We start from the raw sequence: 15,554 nt of genomic DNA, 5'->3' as shown, positions 1-15,554 counted from the left end.
GGGGAACTGCGTGGTGACTTCCCTTGCTAGTCGGTCAAAAGCACCATGCGCGGCGGCCTCATCCGCCTTTGCTTCAAAGTCCGGTGTCATGCGCCCTCCCGCGGTGCGGCGTTGGTGCCGCCGGCGAAACATCAGCTGTGCTCTCCGCCCACCGCTGATAGGCACCCTCGAATCGCAGGGCGATGCGCCGTTTTTCGCCTTGTCGGTTCTTGGCGACGATGCAGGCCACGACCTGGGCGCCTTCGGCCGGCTCGCCGCGAGGGTGGAGCAGCAGAACCACGTCCGCGTCCTCTTCGATCGCGCCGGATTCCTTCAGGTCGGCCAGGGTGGGCTCCCGGTCGGACTTGGTCACGTCGCGGTTGATCTGGCTGAGCACCACCACGCAGATGTCCAACTCCTTGGCCAGCGTCTTCAGGCCACGGCTGATCTCTTCGATCTGGTGGTGTCGGCTGAGCTTGCGGTCAGAGGCGGCGCACAGCTGCAGGTAGTCCAGCACCAGGGCATCTAGGCCGTGCCGAGCTTTGACCACCTGAGCCTTTGACCGAATGGCCAGCAGGCTCAAGGCAGGCTGGTCGTCGATCTGCAAGGGCAGGCGCAGGGAGGTCTCTCTGGCTTCGAGGATCCGGCCCCAGGTATCGTGATCGTCCGGGGCAATCCCCTGGATAAGCCCGTCAAGTGGAACGCGCCCCAGGTTGGCCGTGATCCGGTCGACCAGGTCGCCCCGTGGCATTTCCTGTGACAGCGCCAGCACGTGGTGTGCATCACCGGCTACGTTCAAGGCGACCTGGACGGCGAGGGATGTCTTCCCAATGCTCGGGCGAGCCGCGATCACGACCACCCTGCCGCGCTGCAGCCCTCCGCCAAGACACCTATCCAGTCCTGGGAGGCGCGTTCTCATGCCGGGCGCCACTACCCCCTTACCCATATCCTCCCAGCGCTCTGAGCGGACTGTCATCGCGTCGACCAGGCTGACAGGGTCTCGGCGGTTGTCCTGCCGCTTGAGGGCCATCAGGGCTGACTGGGCACGGTCCAGTAGCACGGAGGGCGCTTCCGGCTCGCGGGTCAGCGCCTGCACTTGGTCGCCGGCCTGGATCAGCGCACGGCGCTGGGCCTTCTCGACCACGATGGCGGCATAACCTCGGACGCTGCTGGTGCTGGCCACGGACATGACGATCTCCTGCAGGTAGGTCAGCCCACCGCACGCATCCACCTCGGAGCCCAGGGCTTCGGCCACCGTGATGACGTCGGCGGGCTTGCCAGCGGCGATGAGGGCCGTGATGGTGGACCAGATGCACCCGTGCACGGCGTTGTAGAACGCCTCGGCGGTGAGGTCGGCATCGGCCAGGCGGTACACCAGGCTGTTGTCCAGCAGCAGGCAGCCCAGCAAGGCTTGCTCGGCTTCAGCGGACCAGGGCAGGGATTCGCTGGCGCTGGTCATGCGGCCTCCTGGTGCTGGTCGTGCTGCTGCGCCTGTGACGCCCCGCCGTACTTGCCTTCGACCACGCCGGTGAAGCCCTTCGGCGACAGCAGGTGGTCGATGCTGCAGCGCCAGCTTTCATGCCCTGGGCGCGCCTCAACGCGGCCCATCAGGAAATCGGAGGCGGCCACGGTCTCGAAGAAGCGGCGAAACCAAGCCAGCCCCTCGGCCTCGCTCGTCCATCCCTTGTCGCGAGCTGTCTCACCCCACCGGGCCCGCAGGGCCGCCTGGCGGTTGTTGCCCCAGCGCTTGATCGCGGGCAAGTCGTGCAGAACCTCGGAATACAGACCGCGGATTGCGGCCTGGGGACAGGCTGGGCGGGGCGGCGTTTTAGCCGTCAAGGACATACCTGACGGTTCTTGACGGTTCAATGATGGTTCGGGTGCACTGTGGTGCAGGGGTTTTGTGCACTCCAGTGCACCCCCCGCGGCAACGTGGTGCACCCCTGCAACCGCTTGCACCCCTGCACTGTGGTGCAGCCCCAGTTGCGCAAAGACGATCCTGTACCGGTTGGTGCCGCGCGGGCCTTCGCCCTCCCGGATCTCCAGTTCTCTGGTGTCCTGGAGTTCCTTCAGCACGTAACGGGCATTGCGCTCCTTCATGCGGCACTTGGCAGCCAGAGTGCTGACAGAAGGGTAGGCGTTGCCGTCGTCATCTGCGAAATCGGCGATGGCCAGGAGCATGAGCAGGTGGCTGCCGTTGTGGCTGGAGCGCTCCCAGACCTGGGCGGAGGCTTTGACGCTCATTCGGCTCCCCCAAGGACGCGGATGAAGCGCTCTGCGTTCTCCAGCGCGCCGAGATCTCTCGTGGTGCCCCAGCGGGTGGCGAAGAAGCGCACCGGCCCATCAGTTGGGTCGGTGCGGGCAATCTGATAGCCGGCAAGCGCCGCTGCGGCCGTCAGGGTGCTGATGCGCTTTTCCTGGTCTTGCTGGTCGATTGTCATTCTCAGCGTGGCCTCCCGTTCGGCCAGGCGCCGGGGTAGCCGGCCTCAATGTCTGCCCACCGGCATTGCTCAATCAGGCTGAGTTGCGCCGAAGGTTCGAAGTCGTGCAGCGGGGCCCAGAAGTCACCGGACCTAGCGGACCAGATCACCGCGAAGACGCCAACGCCCCCGGCCGTTCCTGACGGACGCCAGGGGCCGCGGATGTTGTCCAGCGTCAGCAAGCGACCAGGCACCGGTTGGAATCGCCGAATTGCTTGGGGCATCGTCATGCTGGCACTCCCTCTTGTCCCTGGGCTGCGATGAACTGCTCGGCCAGAGACAAGTCATCGAACTCAAAGCCAATGCTCCAGCGGGTGGCAATCACTTTCACTGGGCCATCCTCTGGATGGGACCGGACGATCTGAAAGCCAGCCAGCGCAGCAAAGGCCTTGAGGGTGCAGAGACGTTTGGCGGACTCGTCGTTCTCGTTGTCTCGATCGGCGTTACTCATGCCGCAGTCTCCTGATCGAGCGCTTCCGCGTTAGCAGTGCCAGCACTTGGCGAGTCGTTGAACAGGTCGGGCTGGCGTTGCTGGGGGGCTGGCACCGTGCCGCCTCGGCGCAGCGAGTACAGCCCGACACGATGGCGCTGGCCATAGGCAGTTTCGATGGCCACCCAGACCATCATGATGTCAAGGCCGCGCTGCCTCAGCCCGTAGATCCGCGCTCGGCCATCCTGCAGGCCCAGGGCCCACATCTCCTGGAAGGTGAGGGGCCAGCGACGCAAGGCCATTTCCAGCCTTTCCTGCTGGGCCTTAACCGACCCGCCTGGGTGGGCATCACGGAGTGCAGTCAGTGCAGCGAGCTTGATAGGGGAGGTGGCGTGAAAGGGGATGCCGACCTGGGGCCGGGCGCGCTCCTTGGCGATCACCTCAGAGCGAGAGTCCGGTGCTTTGCGTTTCGCCGAAGCTTTGGAAGCCTGGGGCGTCTTGCTGCTCCGTTTGATCCGCTGGGGCGCTTCCTTGCGCTGCTTGCGGCCCTTGGCCTTCTGTGAGGGGTTCATGACGGCCTCACTGCGGCAGTCCGAGCCAGGTGCGGACATCAGCTACGCGCCAGCCTGTGAGCCCGCCGACTTTCAAAGGCTTGGCCAGCAAGCCGTTCTTGACGTGGTTCCAGACGGTCTGGTCCGAGCAGTTGCCTACCGTGGCAACGGTGCGAACGCGCACGATGGCGGAGCTGGGGAGGGCGTCGAAGTTCGAGACCGCTTCTCGTGTTGCGGCTTCGACCGCCGCCTTGCGGTCTCGAGTCTTGGGCGGGGTGCAAGCTGTCTTTGGCATCTCTAAACCTCACAAGGTTTGTTAAGAGATGCCCATTAGTTCGCACACCACGATGGGAGCATAGGGCCTGCGCCTTATCCAGCGCTGTTCCGCCCTATCCCGCGCTACCCCGCTTCTTTTGCTCGCCCCGAAGTCGGTCGGCGAGGTTCTTTCGGCTCAGTGCTTTTTGAGTGCCATCGCCATCTTTCCACTTCAGCCCTCCGCCTACTTCTCCTGTGAAAGGGCTCGCGCCGGTCCGGGCCACGTCCGACAGTATGAGCCAGACCTGATTGGCGTCGAAGGGGTCAGCGCACTTACCTTGGGCTTCTTCAATGTGTGGCCGAATCAGGTCTCTCCGACTGAGTTTCTTTATGACTCGCGAGTCGCTGGGATTTGATGCTCCGACATCCTGACTCATTGACGATGTGCCCTGCCGGAAGTGGGTGCCATCGCTCCGGTTCGGTTGAGCAAGAAGATGGTGAACCATGGCCCTGAGCCATTCCTTCTCAGCAGTGTCCTCCGCAGCCCTCGCCTTTGCGTGCTCAGCCCATGCTTCGTTTATTTCACTGCGCGGCCGCCCCTCGTTTTCAAGCTTCTCCGCGGCCTGGTGCAGCTCACGGGCATGTTGTCTTGCCCCAGCTAGAGCTTGTCCATCGACGGCAGAAGTAGCCGTCCGGTAGGCTGCGAACGCATCGCTGACGGCATCCTGAGCGTCGGTTGATCTGGAGAGGTAGTGGCGCAGTCGTTCTTGATCTGGGCCGTTCTCCCAGTCACCGAATCGAAGTGCAAAGCGACCGGCACCATGGAGAAACACCGCCGCCAGCCGCTCAGCTGTGAATGGGATTGGCAAACTGGGGTTCAGAAAGGGGTCGGGAGCTCCGCGTTCGTGGATGGCTCGTAATGGATGCCAATCCAGGGAGTCGAACTCTGCACATAGGTCTTCGTCACGAGAGGGCAGATCTAGCCATACACCCTTGTCGTCGACCCTAAAGTGTCGCGCCCCATCAAAGATGTATCCCGCAATCTCCTTGCCGTACCCATCAGTTTCCATACCCATCCCGTTCTTGGTGCTGCTTGGTGCCTCAGTGGCTTGACCTTCGGAAGGTTCGAAGGTGATGGGTCACCACGGCCACGACTTCGATAGGGTGCTCAAGCGAGCAGGCTTCGGCTCCCCTCTCAGGTCGAATATAGAACTCGCCGTAACGGTACCCGCTCGAAAAAGCCTCCAGGAGAAGCTTGGTGTCATGGCCCAATAGCGCCCCGGAATCGCCCCAAGATCGCAACTCCGTGTTGCGCCTTGGTGTAGACATCACCGAAAGCGGTCACCGCCTCAAAATTTCCGCCCGCCAGGCCGCGGTATCGACCGATGAAGTGATGGCCCGCCTCGGTCCTGAAAAGGTATATCTTGCGCTCTGCTGGCTGGAACAATCCATCGACTGGATCAATTGCCATTTGGTGCCCGGCTTGCACGCCAAAGGCTGGCATGTCCTCAACCGCAATCACCCATTTGAACAGGCCGCCCCCGCTTGGGTGTGCTGGGAGGCTGGAAGGGCACTCATCAGGGTTAAAGCGGGAAGGATTGCCGAGGGAGAGGCGGGTGCGGGAAGTCGTATGCTTTGCAATAGCCATGGTCGATCCTCGTGTGATCGGTTTTGGTCAGGGCCCGGTTGCTGTTCCACCAGCTTCCGGGCCCGCTATGCCTGAAATCGTCAGGCGGCGGTTTTCCTTTTGAGGGGGGTGACTTTCGCCTCGGTTGGTTCGGCTGTGGCGCAGAAAGCGGCCCAGTCCTCCATCATCTGTCGGCGCTTGTCGAGCATGTCGCCTCGGCGATAAGCGGCCTCCACCTTGTCGCCGATGGTGTGGGCCAGGGCCATTTCGGCCATGTCGCGGGGATAGCTGGTGCGCTCGGCCGTCCAGTCACGAAAGGTGGATCGGAACCCGTGGGGTACCGCGTCGACCTCCATCCGGCGTAGTACGCTGGTGAGGGTCATGTCAGAGAGTTGGCCACCACGCGGCGAGGTGAACACCAGGTCAGAGTCGGCGATTTTCGGGAGAGCCTTGACTAGGTCGATGGCAGCCTGGGAGAGGGGAACTCGGTGTTCCTTGCCCGCCTTCATCCTGACGGCTGGGACGATCCAGACGCCGGCGTCCAGGTCGATCTCTCCCTTGGTCGCGCCGCGTACTTCCCCAGAGCGGGCGGCCGTGAGGATGGCGAACTCGAGCGCCCGGGCGCCCATGCCTTCCTGCTGGCGCAGATCGCTGATGAAACCGCCCACGTCGGCAACGGGCAGGGCGGCGTGGTGCTCAACCTTGGTGACCTTCGCTGGCTTAGGCAGCAGTTTGTCCAAATGGCCACGCCAGCGGGCAGGGTTAAGGCCTTGGCGATAGTCCCGGGCTGTCGACCAGTCCAGCACCGCTTCCAGCCGGCCGCGGAGACGGGTGGCCGTCTCTGTCTTGGTCTTCCAGATGGACTCCAGCACTTTGAGGATGTGGGGCAGCCCGATGTCTCGCACGAGTACCTGGCCAATCTCGGGATAGGCGTAGGTGGTAAGGGTGTTGGTCCATTGCTGCCCATGCTTGGCATTGCGCCAGCCAGATTCGTGGGCTGCGATGTAAGCCTTGGCGGCTTCCTCGAAGGTGACGGATGAGGCCTGGGCGGCAGCGTTGGCGCGGCGTTCCTTTAGGCGGTACTCGACCGGGTCAATGCCGCGGTCGAGCAGCTGGCGCTGTTCACGAGCCTTGTCCCTGGCCTGGGAGAGTGTGACGTCCGGAAATGCCCCGAGACCCATCTCCCGGCGCTTGCCTTCCACATGGATTCGGAGGACCCAGCTACGGGCGCCGGTGGCCGTCACCTGCAGGCCGAGACCTGCGACACCGCCAACGAAATGCAGGCCGGGGTCCTTCAAGCGAGAGACCCCGAGAGCGCTCATTTCAGCGATTCGCTTAGGCATATCTGCCTATCCTCCTAACAGCCCACCTTCGTGCGTTAGGTTGGATAATAGATGTTTATGTTCCTTAACGTCAAGAAATGGCGTTTCTCCTATGAGGAGATCGATAGGTTAGGGTGCTTTAGGTGACTTTGAGTTCGATCCCGGCGGACGCCCTCTCCGCCAGAACTTAGAGTCCCCCTATGAGGTCCTGCCTCTAGGGGGATTTTCTTTTGGCGCTATGAACTTGGCCACGACCTGACGTCCTCTGAACCGGCACTGCATGCGCCTCACTTCGGTGACAATACTTTCAGGCCCGCGATACCGGCCACGATGAGCGCAAAGCAGAGGATCCGTAGAGCGCTTCTGTCTTCACCGAGCACAAGGATCCCGAAAATGGCGGTGCCGACTGCGCCTATGCCTACCCACACCGCATAGGCTGTCCCCACCGGGATGGTGCGGGTGGCCAGGGACAGCAGGTACATGCTGAGCCCGATGAACGCAGCGCAGAAGAGGCTGGGCCATAGCCGTGTGAAGCCATCCGTGCGCGGCATCACCGCTGCATAGAAGATCTCACAAATACCCGCACACACCAAATACACCCAGCCCAATGACGATCTCCAAGGTTCGCGTCTGCATTGCCTGAGACGGCAACACCGCCCTTGGATTCTCGCTCGGAAAGAGAGCCGGTCGGGCCTCAGGGGCGGCTCAGAAGCTTTCCCATTCCTCTTCCTTGGCGTGCTGCGACACCTTGCCTGTGCTGAGGGCAGGTGAGGGGGCATGGGCCACTTGCGGCACGCTGCCAGTGCTTTGACGCACCGGCGGGGCCTTGCCCGCAGGCGGGCTGGTCCGTGCCTTGGTGAGCTTGTGCAGTGAGGGCGCGCTTGCCGTGAGCTGCGTTGCAGCCTGAGGCTGCTGGTGCAACCGGAACACCGCCACCGATTCCGCCAGGCGTTGCGCCTGCTGCGCCAGGCTGGTGCCCGCGGCGGCGCTTTCTTCGACCAGCGCTGCGTTCTGCTGCGTGACCTGGTCCATTTGCGCCACGGCCTGGTTGACCTGGCCGATGCCGATGCCGATGCCGGTGCTCTGCTCGCGCACGGCGCTGGCGATCTCGCCGATCAGGTCGTTGACCTTGCGCACCTGCGTCACGATCTCGTCCATCGCGGCACCAGCCGCGGTGACCTGCTGGCTACCGGTCTCGACCTTGGTGACCGATTCATTGATCAGCACCTTGATCTCCTTGGCAGCTTCGGCGCTGCGGCTGCTGCTGTCGGTGATGGCGTTCATGGTGTCAACGACCTGGTGCATCACGTCACCATCGCGGCCGGCGGAGTTGCAGGCTGCGGTGGCCAACTGGCTGGTCTGCTGGGCGTTGTCCGAGCTGTGCTGCACGGTGCCGGTGATCTCTTCCATCGAGCTGGCCGTTTCCTGCAGGCTGGAGGCCTGCTGCTCGGTGCGGCTGGACAGATCCTGGTTGCCGGTAGCGATCTGGTTGGACGCGGTGGTCACGGAGTCGACCCCCGTGCGCACTTCCGTCACCACGCTGCGCAGGGCGGTCACGGTGCCGGCCAGGGCGCGTTGCAACTCGCCGATCTCGTTGCCACGGTTCACGGCGACATCCACGGTCAGGTCGCCCTGGGCCACGGCCTTGAGCGAGCCCACCACCTCACGCACGGGGCGTGTCACCGACCGGGTGACCAGCACGCCAGCCACCGTGGCCAGCAGCACGGCCAACACGGCCGCGCCGATCATCGTGAGCGATGCCTGCTTGACCTGGGTGGAGGCGGCCAGTCCGGCGGCGTTCATCAGGGCTTCCTGCTGGTGCGTGAGTTCGCCCAGGGCCTTGACGTAATCGAGTTGTTCGGGCCGCAGCTTGTTGAGCAACTGGGCTTTGGCGCCGGCCATGTCACCCTGGTTGACCATCTCCATGAAAGGATTGAGAGCGGCCACATACTCGGCACGCTCCTTCAAAGCAGCACCCAACAGGGTCTTGCCCTTGTCACTGGTGATCATGGGCTGGAGCTTGTCGTAGTGGCGCTGGATGGTGTCGCGCGAGGCCTGGATCAGCTGGATGTCCGCGGCCCGTTCCTCCGCCGTGTCCATGATCAGCAGGTTACGCGCAGAGCGGGCCTGCTGATTGAGCTCGTGGTCGATGCCGGTAACGAGCTGGACCTTCACGTAGCGGTCGTGGACCAGCCCGTCGATTTCGTTGCCGATGCTGTTGAGGCCGACTTTGGCCGTGGCAATGATCGCCAGCATCAGAGCCAGCAGTGCGATGAATGCAGCGCCGAGGCGGGTGCCGATGCGCAGGTTTGCAAAAAAATTCATTGGTGAATCCCCCTGGTAGAGGTTTCGACAGTCAGTTATGGAACTGAACTGAAAAATTCCTGAATCGAACCTGCAGTTTCAAGAATTCCAGACGGATGCCAACCCTTAGGCGGACTTGACCGCTTTTGAGATGGGGTTTCAGCGCTGTATCGGCCGCACCGGCCACATCCGGGCCTGGCGGGCTCAGGGCGTCAACGGGAACAGCCTGGTCGGCCGGGTGACGGTGTTCTGGCTGAACTCACAGACCTGTTCGGTTTTGCCCCGGTTGAGCTGGAACAGCCCCCGCTGGCCCTTGACCGTGCCTGAGATGTAGAAGCGCCCGTCGATCCGGTAGATGTCCAGCTCGCCTTCGTCGAAGGCCTGCAGCTGATCATTGAGCGGACCTCGCTGCACGCCCTTGAGATCACCGGCGAGCACGGACCACCACACCTGAGTGTTGCCGCAGCCAGCGCCTGACAGATGCCGGAAGCGCGCGATGCGCTCGGCCTTGCCGTCACGGTCCAGGTCTGTGCGCAGGATGGCGATGTCCTCGGCGTCATCGCCATAGCGCGCGATGAACTCATCGCGGTGGCCCTGCAGGCGGCGGTTGAAGGGCGCTGTCTCGGTGGCATCACGCCACTTGAGCGGGCGCACCTCGCCGCGCGCCACGGCATGGCAGACACGGCTCTGGCGCGCCGTGGTCACTTCGAGGCGGCTCTTGCTGCTCTTGAGCACACACAGAGGGCGTGTACGACCATTGGGCGTCACCCACGAGATCATGTTGACCTTGTTGGGATCACGCAGGTCGGCCTTGACGATGAAGTGGCGGCCCTTGTAGAGGATGGGGTAGTCGCTGCCACCGAGGGCGGCCAGGCGGATGGATTCCTCCGATTCGGTGACCTTGTCGATGCCCAGGTCGCCGGGGTCGGCATCGAGCAGGTAGGGCAGGTTGAAGGTCTGGTAGGCGGGGCAGGAGCCGCCGGTGAAGAAGGTGGCGAAGCGGGTGGGGGCGGCGCCCGGGGCCAGCTTCAAGAGGTAGATGGTGCGGGCGTCTGCGGGCCAGCCCAGGTCCTGGGCCTGCAGGCGGCTCTTTTCCTGCGGGGTGAAGGCTGAATCGCTGGGCGGTGCGGTGTCCGCGAAGGGCCATTGGTCCATGCCGGGCAGCGCCTGGGCCGACAGGCGTTGCCGATCGGCCAGGCGGGCCAGGTCGACGCAGGCCGCTTCTGCATCGTCATTGGAAAGAGGCTGGTCGGTGACGTTGGCAGAGGTAGCGATCAGCTTGCCCAGCTCGGCGGTGCGGGCCTGGTAGACACGCAGCAGGCAGTCATGCGCGGCGCACTTGTCGCGCATGGTGCGCAGCCACTTGGATTGCTGTTGCCTCAAGGCCTGGGGATCGGACACGGTGTCCAGGGCCAGTTGCAGGGCGCGGCCCATGGCCTCGTCGACATCCTTGAGGCGTTGCCCGGCGCAGAAGGCCTGATCGGCGCGGCTGAGCTGGCTGGCCGCGCAGCGATCACGGGCGTGGGCAGGTGTGCTGGCCATCCACAGGGCCAGCAGCACAGGCAGCCATGCCATGGTGAAAGGGCGCATCGGGCGTCGGGTCGGATCGTTGCAGGCCATGTCGGTGAAGGTGGTCGGTGCACCGGGCGCATGGCGCGGCGAGCGCCCCCGGGTGTCTCAGGCAGACCATAGCCGATTTGCGCGGTTCCCCGGCGTGGGTGGGGCTCAGTCGCGGCAGTAGCCTTCGCCGGGGCGCACGGTCAGGCAGTCCTTCTTGTCGGCCAGCCATTTCATGCCGGTGGCCTGGCCGTCGGTGGCGCGCAATGTTTCGAGTTGGCCGTTGCGCTCGAACTCGATGTGCTCGCCCACGGCCCGGCCCGAGAAGGGACGAGGGCCGTCCAGATCCTGGATGGTGATGTCGTAGCGGCCCGAACCGCCTCCCAGGCGCAGGAAGGTGCCCTCAGGGCCGTTCCATTGGCCCAGCCAGCGGTCGGTGGGGGCCTGCAGTGGCTGGCTGGCCGCGGTGCCCAGTGGTGTCAGGGTGCGCTCCCGGGCATCGGGGCCAGGGGCCTTGGGGTCTTCGATGCGCTCGGAGCAGGCACCCAGCGCCAGAAGCGCGGCCAGGCACAGGGGCAGCGGGCCACTCCTCAAGCCAGCACCACCGTCACCAGCGCGGAGGTGTCCTCCAGTGCGTGCAGGGCATGTTCTTCTTTGGCGGGCAGGTAGAGCATCTGGCCCATCTCGAGCGTGCGGGCACCAGAGGTGACCATCACATCCAGCCGGCCTTCGATGCACTGCACTGTGATTTCGCCATTGACATGATGGGAAGGCATGGACTTGCCTGCCTTCAGGACCACGCGCATCACTTCGAGCTGGTCCGACTTGAACAGCGCGCAGGTTTGCGCACCATCCAGTTGGTCACCGTACGGGCCGATGTTGATCGGCTGGCAGGGTTCGTGGTGTTGCAGGGCCATGGGCGTCTCCTGATCTTGTCACGCGCGGGGCGGGTCATTGCTTGCGGCAGTTTACCGATGGGCGGTGTGCTGGGCAATGAAAGCTGGCGGGGGATGCCAGTCGATCCTAGGAGGCAGGCTGCGGGGAGGCTGTCGGGCGATGCCGGCAGTGTGTGTCGGCTGACGCTGACAGGGCTTCTACGGGGGCTGGTTGGCTGCGCCGCGCTCAGGCCGAGGTGTCGACCATGCCCTTGTAGGTCAGGGCACTGGTCTTGTCGGACAGGGTGAACACAGCTGTGGTGCTGTTGCTCTGCTGTTGCTGCATCAGGCTGCTGTAGAGCGACATCACCGCCGCGGGTGTCTTGGCATAGCGGGCTGCCTGGGAGATGGCTGCGCTGGAGCGGTTGTCTGTTTCCAGGCTGAGCGCATCCTTGGTCAGGGCGGCCAGGCGCGAGGCTAGCGAAGGCGATGACTTGTCGGCCTTCAGGGCTGCACTGATGGCCTTCTTGTCTTCTTCGCTGCCGGTGATCTTCAGGCCCTGGGTGCTGTCCAGTGCAAAGCTCACTTCGCCCTTGAGCGCGCCGCCCGAGGCGGTCACAGCCTCACGCAGGGCCTTGGCCAGGGTCTGCTGGGTCTGTTCCAGCAGTTGTCGGCCGCGCGTGGTCTTGAACGAGGTAGAGGTGCTGGCCTCGATCGTCTTGAGTGTGTCGGCGGCCTTGTCCGTGCCGGTGGTCGGTGTCTTGCCGGTGGTGGTCGTGTCGGTCTCGTCGGCCTTGTCCGTCTTGCCGGCGGCGGCTGCAGCCTTGGCGCGCAGGCTGTCCGAGTAGGCCAGCAGGGCGCTGCTCAAATTGAAGTTGCTGTTTCCGGTGATCATGCGTGCCTCCTTGGGCCATGAGACGCATGGCCAGCCTGGAGGCAGCTTGCCGCAGGGCGGCGTTTCTCACTCGGTGGAATCGAGGGGTGTTTTGCCCCGGAAAGCGCGCGACAGGCGCTGCGTTCAACTCAGTGCCACAGGGTCTCGTCGTCCTCGGGCACGTTCAGGCGTTCGCACAGGGAGGCGATGGTGCGGGCCTCGTCGAGGGTGAAGTCACCGCGGGTGGTGAGTTCCTGGTAGATCGCATCGGAGGCGGCCTCGATGGCCACGGCGGTCTGCGAGGGGTAACGGGGCACGGCGCACACGCGCACATCGCCGCCCCGGAACACGTGAATCTCAACGCGGCGGCTGCCGATCTGGCCGATGAGGTGGCGATCTGACTTCTGCATGTGGCGCTCCCGTTCCTGTGCATGCCTTGAACAGGTTAACGACGCTTTTCCCCTCCACCCTTAGAAAAAGGGACGTGGTCTCACGCCCTTATTCGGTGATATCTCACGTTTTCAGTGCGCAGCACCAGGCGCCGCGGGAACCACCCGCGCCAGCACATGGCGCACCATGGCGCGGGCCAGTTCCTGCTCGCCCAGGAACACCACGCTGCCGGCCTCGCGGGCCAGCAGTTCGGCCTCGTGCTCGTTGTGGCTGCGCACGACGACCTCGATGTCCGGGTTGAGGGTCCGGGCCGTCTCGATCATCTGGCGCACGGCGTGCGGCTGCGCGGTGGCGATGACCAGCATGCGGGCCTCGGCGATGTGGGCCTGGATCAGCACGCCCGGATCGGACGCATTGCCCGTGACGGCGGGCGTGCCCGAGGCGCGCAACTGCTCCACCGCCTCGCGGTTCTCATCGGCCACCACGAAGGGGATGCCTTGCTCGGTCAGGGCCTGGGCCACGCGCTTGCCGACGCGGCCATAGCCCACCAGCACCACCTGCTTGGACAGGTATTTGCGGTCGGTGGTCATGGGCAACTCGGCCAGCGGGTCGTCAGGGCGCTCGAACAGGCGGGCCAGGGGCGAGCGCTCACGCATCCATTTCTGGATGGGCTCAATGGCGCCGAAGAGCAGCGGGTTGATGGCGATGGAGATCAGGGCGCCGGCCAGGATCAGGCTGTTGCCTTCAGGCGGCAGCAGCTTCAGGCTCATGCCCAGGCCGGCCAGGATAAAGGAGAACTCGCCGATCTGGGCCAGGCTGGCCGACACGGTGAGCGCCGTGTTGAGCGGGTAGCGGAAGGCCAGCACCAGGCCGGCCGCAGCGATCGACTTGCCCACCACGATGATGGCGACCACGGCCAGCACCTGGAGAGGCTTCTCGACCAGCACATGCGGATCGAACAGCATGCCCACCGAGACGAAGAACAGCACCGCGAAGGCATCGCGCAAGGGCAGGGTTTCTTCCGCCGCACGGTGGCTGAATTGCGATTCGCGCAGCACCATGCCCGCGAAGAAGGCGCCCAGCGCGAAGGACACGCCGAACAGCTTGGACGAACCGTAGGCGATGCTCACGGCTGCCGCGATCACGCACAGCGTGAACAGCTCGCGCGAGCCGGTGCGCGTGACCTGCCACAGCACCCACGGGAAGAAGCGCCGCCCGATCACCAGCATGATGGCCACGAAGGCCGCCACCCGTGCCAGCGTGCTGCCCAGCGTGGTCAGCAGGCTGCCATGCGGGGCATCCGGGTTGGCCTGCGGGGCGCCCAGCCAGCCCGCCAGCGGGGGCAGCAGCACCAGCACCAGCACCATGGCCAGGTCTTCCACCACCAGCCAGCCCACGGCGATCCGCCCATTGACTGTGTCGAGCACGCCCCGGCTTTCCAGTGCCTTGAGCAGCACCACGGTGCTGGCCACCGACAAGGCCAGTCCGAAGACCAGTGCACCGCCCAGCGACCAATCCCAGGCCCACATGGCCACGCCCATGCCCAGCGCGGTGGCCACCACCATCTGCAGCGCGGCGCCGGGCAGCGCAATCTTGCGCACCGACAGCAAATCGCCCAGCGAGAAGTGCAGCCCCACGCCAAACATCAGCAGCATCACCCCGATCTCGGCCAACTGAGCGGCGATCTCCATGTCGGCCACATAGCCGGGCGTCGTCGGCCCGATCACGATGCCGGCGAAGAGATAGCCCACCAGGGCTGGCATCTTCAGGTGTGTTGCGATGAACCCGAAGATCAGGGCCAGGCCGAAGCCGACCGCCAAGGTGGTGATGAGGCTGAGTTCATGGTGCATCGGGGCGAGGGTCCTTTCAAGAGCGAGGCTTCAACAGCAAGCCGAAGCAGGCCTTGGGCCGTGACAGGCCAAAGCCGAAGCAGACAAATTGCATGGGTTCGTTTCGAATTTAACATTCGATTCAGTCGCTGCGCAGCATCCGCACCAATGGGCGGGACATCTTGCGGGCGATGTGGTGCCAGAGGCTCAGGCTCCGGGCTGATGGATCAGGCCGTGGTGAGCCAGTGCCAGCGTTCGGCGCTTTCGATCGTGATGGGGTAGAAGGCTGGCGCCATGCCCAACTGTCTGTGCAGCCTGAACACGTTGCAGGCCTGCGCGGGTGCCAGGCCATGGTGCTCGTCGCTGTCGGGCTCGTGCAGGGCGATCACATCACCGGGCAGGTGCCCGAACACGGCCAGTACCGCCTTGTGCTGGCCCGGCCAGGCCACGCGGTTGTTGCGCAACACCGCCGAGAGCGTTTCCAGGCGGACGTCGTCCGTCGCGGGGTGCCAGCTCAGGCACCACACACCGATGCAGGCATCGCGGAACGTGTTGTCCATGCGGACCAATGTACAGGTCGCGTAGCAGGCGCGCCAGTGAAAAAGCGCCCAACTGGGCGCTTTTCGAAACGAACCACTCAATCGAGTGGTGGCGAGGAGACGGGCTCGGGCAATACGGCCCGAGCATCGTCCCCGTGCCCAAGGATCAGCGGTTGCTTTCCTTGAAGATCACCCATTCGCCGTTGATCGGGCGCCACGTCAGGGTCTTCAGGGTGCTGTCCTTGAAGTCCTGCGAGTTGTAGACCTGCTTGAAGGAGGTCACCACGTAGGGCCCTTGAGCCTGGGCCTTCACGTCCTCGACGTGGATGTCGATCGGGCCCTTCTTGCTGACCAGGCGGCGGCGCTCGCTGATCCACTTGGCCGACGACATGCGGGCCGGGGCGAAGTCCTTGGCGTAGAAGGTCATGTACTTCTCCACGTCCTTGGCCATCCAGGCGGCGACCCAGTCACGCAGGCGCTGCTCGACCGTCTGCACGGCGGCGGCCGGGGCCACGGGCTGCGGCGTCACGGCCGGCGTGGGC

At 64.5% G+C, this 15,554-nt stretch carries 19 protein-coding genes; all 19 read right to left on the bottom strand.

Translation table 11 applies throughout. The features are described from left to right. Nucleotides 1-73 precede the first annotated feature (73 nt). Nucleotides 74-1,438 (bottom strand): replicative DNA helicase, encoded by a 1,365-nt coding sequence (locus tag WAQ08_RS20960; RefSeq protein WP_422194447.1) that lies wholly within the window; start codon nucleotides 1,436-1,438, stop codon nucleotides 74-76. After that, nucleotides 1,435-2,223 (bottom strand): helix-turn-helix domain-containing protein, encoded by a 789-nt coding sequence (locus WAQ08_RS20955; protein WP_422194445.1) that lies wholly within the window; start codon nucleotides 2,221-2,223, stop codon nucleotides 1,435-1,437. Before WAQ08_RS20955 ends, WAQ08_RS20960 begins: the two co-directional genes overlap by 4 nt. Then, nucleotides 2,220-2,420, bottom strand: coding sequence for a hypothetical protein (locus WAQ08_RS20950; protein ID WP_422194443.1), 201 nt, complete (start codon nucleotides 2,418-2,420; stop codon nucleotides 2,220-2,222). The genes WAQ08_RS20955 and WAQ08_RS20950 overlap by 4 nt, the downstream gene beginning before the upstream one ends. A 265-nt stretch (nucleotides 2,421-2,685) precedes the next feature. Next, a complete protein-coding gene (locus WAQ08_RS20945; RefSeq protein ID WP_422194441.1) occupies nucleotides 2,686-2,910 on the bottom strand; it encodes a hypothetical protein in 225 nt (74 codons plus the stop codon). Then, nucleotides 2,907-3,461, bottom strand: coding sequence for a helix-turn-helix domain-containing protein (locus WAQ08_RS20940; protein ID WP_422194440.1), 555 nt, complete (start codon nucleotides 3,459-3,461; stop codon nucleotides 2,907-2,909). The genes WAQ08_RS20945 and WAQ08_RS20940 overlap by 4 nt, the downstream gene beginning before the upstream one ends. Before the next feature lie 7 nt (nucleotides 3,462-3,468). Next, entirely contained in the window at nucleotides 3,469-3,735 is a 267-nt protein-coding gene (locus WAQ08_RS20935) for a helix-turn-helix transcriptional regulator (RefSeq protein WP_422194438.1), read from the bottom strand. A 94-nt stretch (nucleotides 3,736-3,829) separates the two neighbouring features. Next, nucleotides 3,830-4,765: a hypothetical protein gene (locus tag WAQ08_RS20930; protein ID WP_422194436.1), complete on the bottom strand. Its 936-nt coding sequence runs from the start codon at nucleotides 4,763-4,765 to the stop codon at nucleotides 3,830-3,832. A 191-nt stretch (nucleotides 4,766-4,956) separates the two neighbouring features. Beyond that, entirely contained in the window at nucleotides 4,957-5,343 is a 387-nt protein-coding gene (locus WAQ08_RS20925) for a hypothetical protein (RefSeq protein WP_422194434.1), read from the bottom strand. 80 nt (nucleotides 5,344-5,423) lie between these two features. Beyond that, nucleotides 5,424-6,665 carry a tyrosine-type recombinase/integrase gene (locus WAQ08_RS20920; protein WP_422194433.1) on the bottom strand — a complete coding sequence of 414 codons (1,242 nt, stop codon included), beginning with the start codon at nucleotides 6,663-6,665 and terminating at the stop codon, nucleotides 5,424-5,426. A gap of 266 nt (nucleotides 6,666-6,931) precedes the next feature. Beyond that, nucleotides 6,932-7,243: a DMT family transporter gene (locus tag WAQ08_RS20915; RefSeq protein ID WP_422194615.1), complete on the bottom strand. Its 312-nt coding sequence runs from the start codon at nucleotides 7,241-7,243 to the stop codon at nucleotides 6,932-6,934. A gap of 106 nt (nucleotides 7,244-7,349) precedes the next feature. Beyond that, a complete protein-coding gene (locus WAQ08_RS20910) occupies nucleotides 7,350-8,969 on the bottom strand; it encodes an MCP four helix bundle domain-containing protein (protein WP_422194431.1) in 1,620 nt (539 codons plus the stop codon). Between the two features lie 183 nt (nucleotides 8,970-9,152). Then, nucleotides 9,153-10,523, bottom strand: a complete 1,371-nt coding sequence (locus WAQ08_RS20905; RefSeq protein ID WP_422194429.1) for a hypothetical protein — start codon at nucleotides 10,521-10,523, stop codon at nucleotides 9,153-9,155. A gap of 150 nt (nucleotides 10,524-10,673) precedes the next feature. Beyond that, nucleotides 10,674-11,099 (bottom strand): hypothetical protein, encoded by a 426-nt coding sequence (locus WAQ08_RS20900; RefSeq protein WP_422194427.1) that lies wholly within the window; start codon nucleotides 11,097-11,099, stop codon nucleotides 10,674-10,676. Continuing rightward, the gene (locus tag WAQ08_RS20895) at nucleotides 11,096-11,422 is read right to left on the bottom strand and encodes a cupin domain-containing protein (protein ID WP_422194425.1); all 327 of its coding nucleotides are present in this window, start codon (nucleotides 11,420-11,422) and stop codon (nucleotides 11,096-11,098) included. The genes WAQ08_RS20900 and WAQ08_RS20895 overlap by 4 nt, the downstream gene beginning before the upstream one ends. 205 nt (nucleotides 11,423-11,627) lie before the next feature. Continuing rightward, nucleotides 11,628-12,275 carry a hypothetical protein gene (locus WAQ08_RS20890; RefSeq protein WP_422194423.1) on the bottom strand — a complete coding sequence of 216 codons (648 nt, stop codon included), beginning with the start codon at nucleotides 12,273-12,275 and terminating at the stop codon, nucleotides 11,628-11,630. A gap of 128 nt (nucleotides 12,276-12,403) precedes the next feature. Beyond that, the gene (locus tag WAQ08_RS20885) at nucleotides 12,404-12,664 is read right to left on the bottom strand and encodes a hypothetical protein (protein WP_422194421.1); all 261 of its coding nucleotides are present in this window, start codon (nucleotides 12,662-12,664) and stop codon (nucleotides 12,404-12,406) included. 111 nt (nucleotides 12,665-12,775) lie between these two features. Then, nucleotides 12,776-14,494, bottom strand: a complete 1,719-nt coding sequence (ybaL, locus tag WAQ08_RS20880; protein WP_422194419.1) for a YbaL family putative K(+) efflux transporter — start codon at nucleotides 14,492-14,494, stop codon at nucleotides 12,776-12,778. A gap of 206 nt (nucleotides 14,495-14,700) precedes the next feature. After that, entirely contained in the window at nucleotides 14,701-15,033 is a 333-nt protein-coding gene (locus WAQ08_RS20875) for a hypothetical protein (RefSeq protein WP_422194417.1), read from the bottom strand. A 145-nt stretch (nucleotides 15,034-15,178) separates the two neighbouring features. After that, the coding region (locus tag WAQ08_RS20870; protein ID WP_422194415.1) for a L,D-transpeptidase Cds6 family protein at nucleotides 15,179-15,554 on the bottom strand (376 nt) is incomplete at its 5' end.

It is taken from the genome of Aquabacterium sp., assembly GCF_049274795.1.
Lineage (GTDB): Bacteria > Pseudomonadota > Gammaproteobacteria > Burkholderiales > Burkholderiaceae_C > Aquabacterium.
Note: the sequence above shows the minus strand (reverse complement) of the source record. Positions and strands in the feature narration are given on the sequence as shown.

What these genes read in the sequence shown, in the direction of transcription:
- WAQ08_RS20960 (WP_422194447.1), bottom strand. Translation starts at nt 1,438, where the DNA reads ATGACCAGCGCCAGCGAATCCCTGCCCTGGTCCGCTGAAGCCGAGCAA.
- WAQ08_RS20910 (WP_422194431.1), bottom strand. Translation starts at nt 8,969, where the DNA reads ATGAATTTTTTTGCAAACCTGCGCATCGGCACCCGCCTCGGCGCTGCA.
- WAQ08_RS20940 (WP_422194440.1), bottom strand. Translation starts at nt 3,461, where the DNA reads ATGAACCCCTCACAGAAGGCCAAGGGCCGCAAGCAGCGCAAGGAAGCG.
- ybaL (WP_422194419.1), bottom strand. Translation starts at nt 14,494, where the DNA reads ATGCACCATGAACTCAGCCTCATCACCACCTTGGCGGTCGGCTTCGGC.
- WAQ08_RS20945 (WP_422194441.1), bottom strand. Translation starts at nt 2,910, where the DNA reads ATGAGTAACGCCGATCGAGACAACGAGAACGACGAGTCCGCCAAACGT.
- WAQ08_RS20950 (WP_422194443.1), bottom strand. Translation starts at nt 2,420, where the DNA reads ATGACAATCGACCAGCAAGACCAGGAAAAGCGCATCAGCACCCTGACG.
- WAQ08_RS20920 (WP_422194433.1), bottom strand. Translation starts at nt 6,665, where the DNA reads ATGCCTAAGCGAATCGCTGAAATGAGCGCTCTCGGGGTCTCTCGCTTG.
- WAQ08_RS20930 (WP_422194436.1), bottom strand. Translation starts at nt 4,765, where the DNA reads ATGGAAACTGATGGGTACGGCAAGGAGATTGCGGGATACATCTTTGAT.
- WAQ08_RS20875 (WP_422194417.1), bottom strand. Translation starts at nt 15,033, where the DNA reads ATGGACAACACGTTCCGCGATGCCTGCATCGGTGTGTGGTGCCTGAGC.
- WAQ08_RS20905 (WP_422194429.1), bottom strand. Translation starts at nt 10,523, where the DNA reads ATGGCATGGCTGCCTGTGCTGCTGGCCCTGTGGATGGCCAGCACACCT.
- WAQ08_RS20885 (WP_422194421.1), bottom strand. Translation starts at nt 12,664, where the DNA reads ATGCAGAAGTCAGATCGCCACCTCATCGGCCAGATCGGCAGCCGCCGC.
- WAQ08_RS20890 (WP_422194423.1), bottom strand. Translation starts at nt 12,275, where the DNA reads ATGATCACCGGAAACAGCAACTTCAATTTGAGCAGCGCCCTGCTGGCC.
- WAQ08_RS20955 (WP_422194445.1), bottom strand. Translation starts at nt 2,223, where the DNA reads ATGAGCGTCAAAGCCTCCGCCCAGGTCTGGGAGCGCTCCAGCCACAAC.
- WAQ08_RS20925 (WP_422194434.1), bottom strand. Translation starts at nt 5,343, where the DNA reads ATGGCTATTGCAAAGCATACGACTTCCCGCACCCGCCTCTCCCTCGGC.
- WAQ08_RS20895 (WP_422194425.1), bottom strand. Translation starts at nt 11,422, where the DNA reads ATGGCCCTGCAACACCACGAACCCTGCCAGCCGATCAACATCGGCCCG.
- WAQ08_RS20935 (WP_422194438.1), bottom strand. Translation starts at nt 3,735, where the DNA reads ATGCCAAAGACAGCTTGCACCCCGCCCAAGACTCGAGACCGCAAGGCG.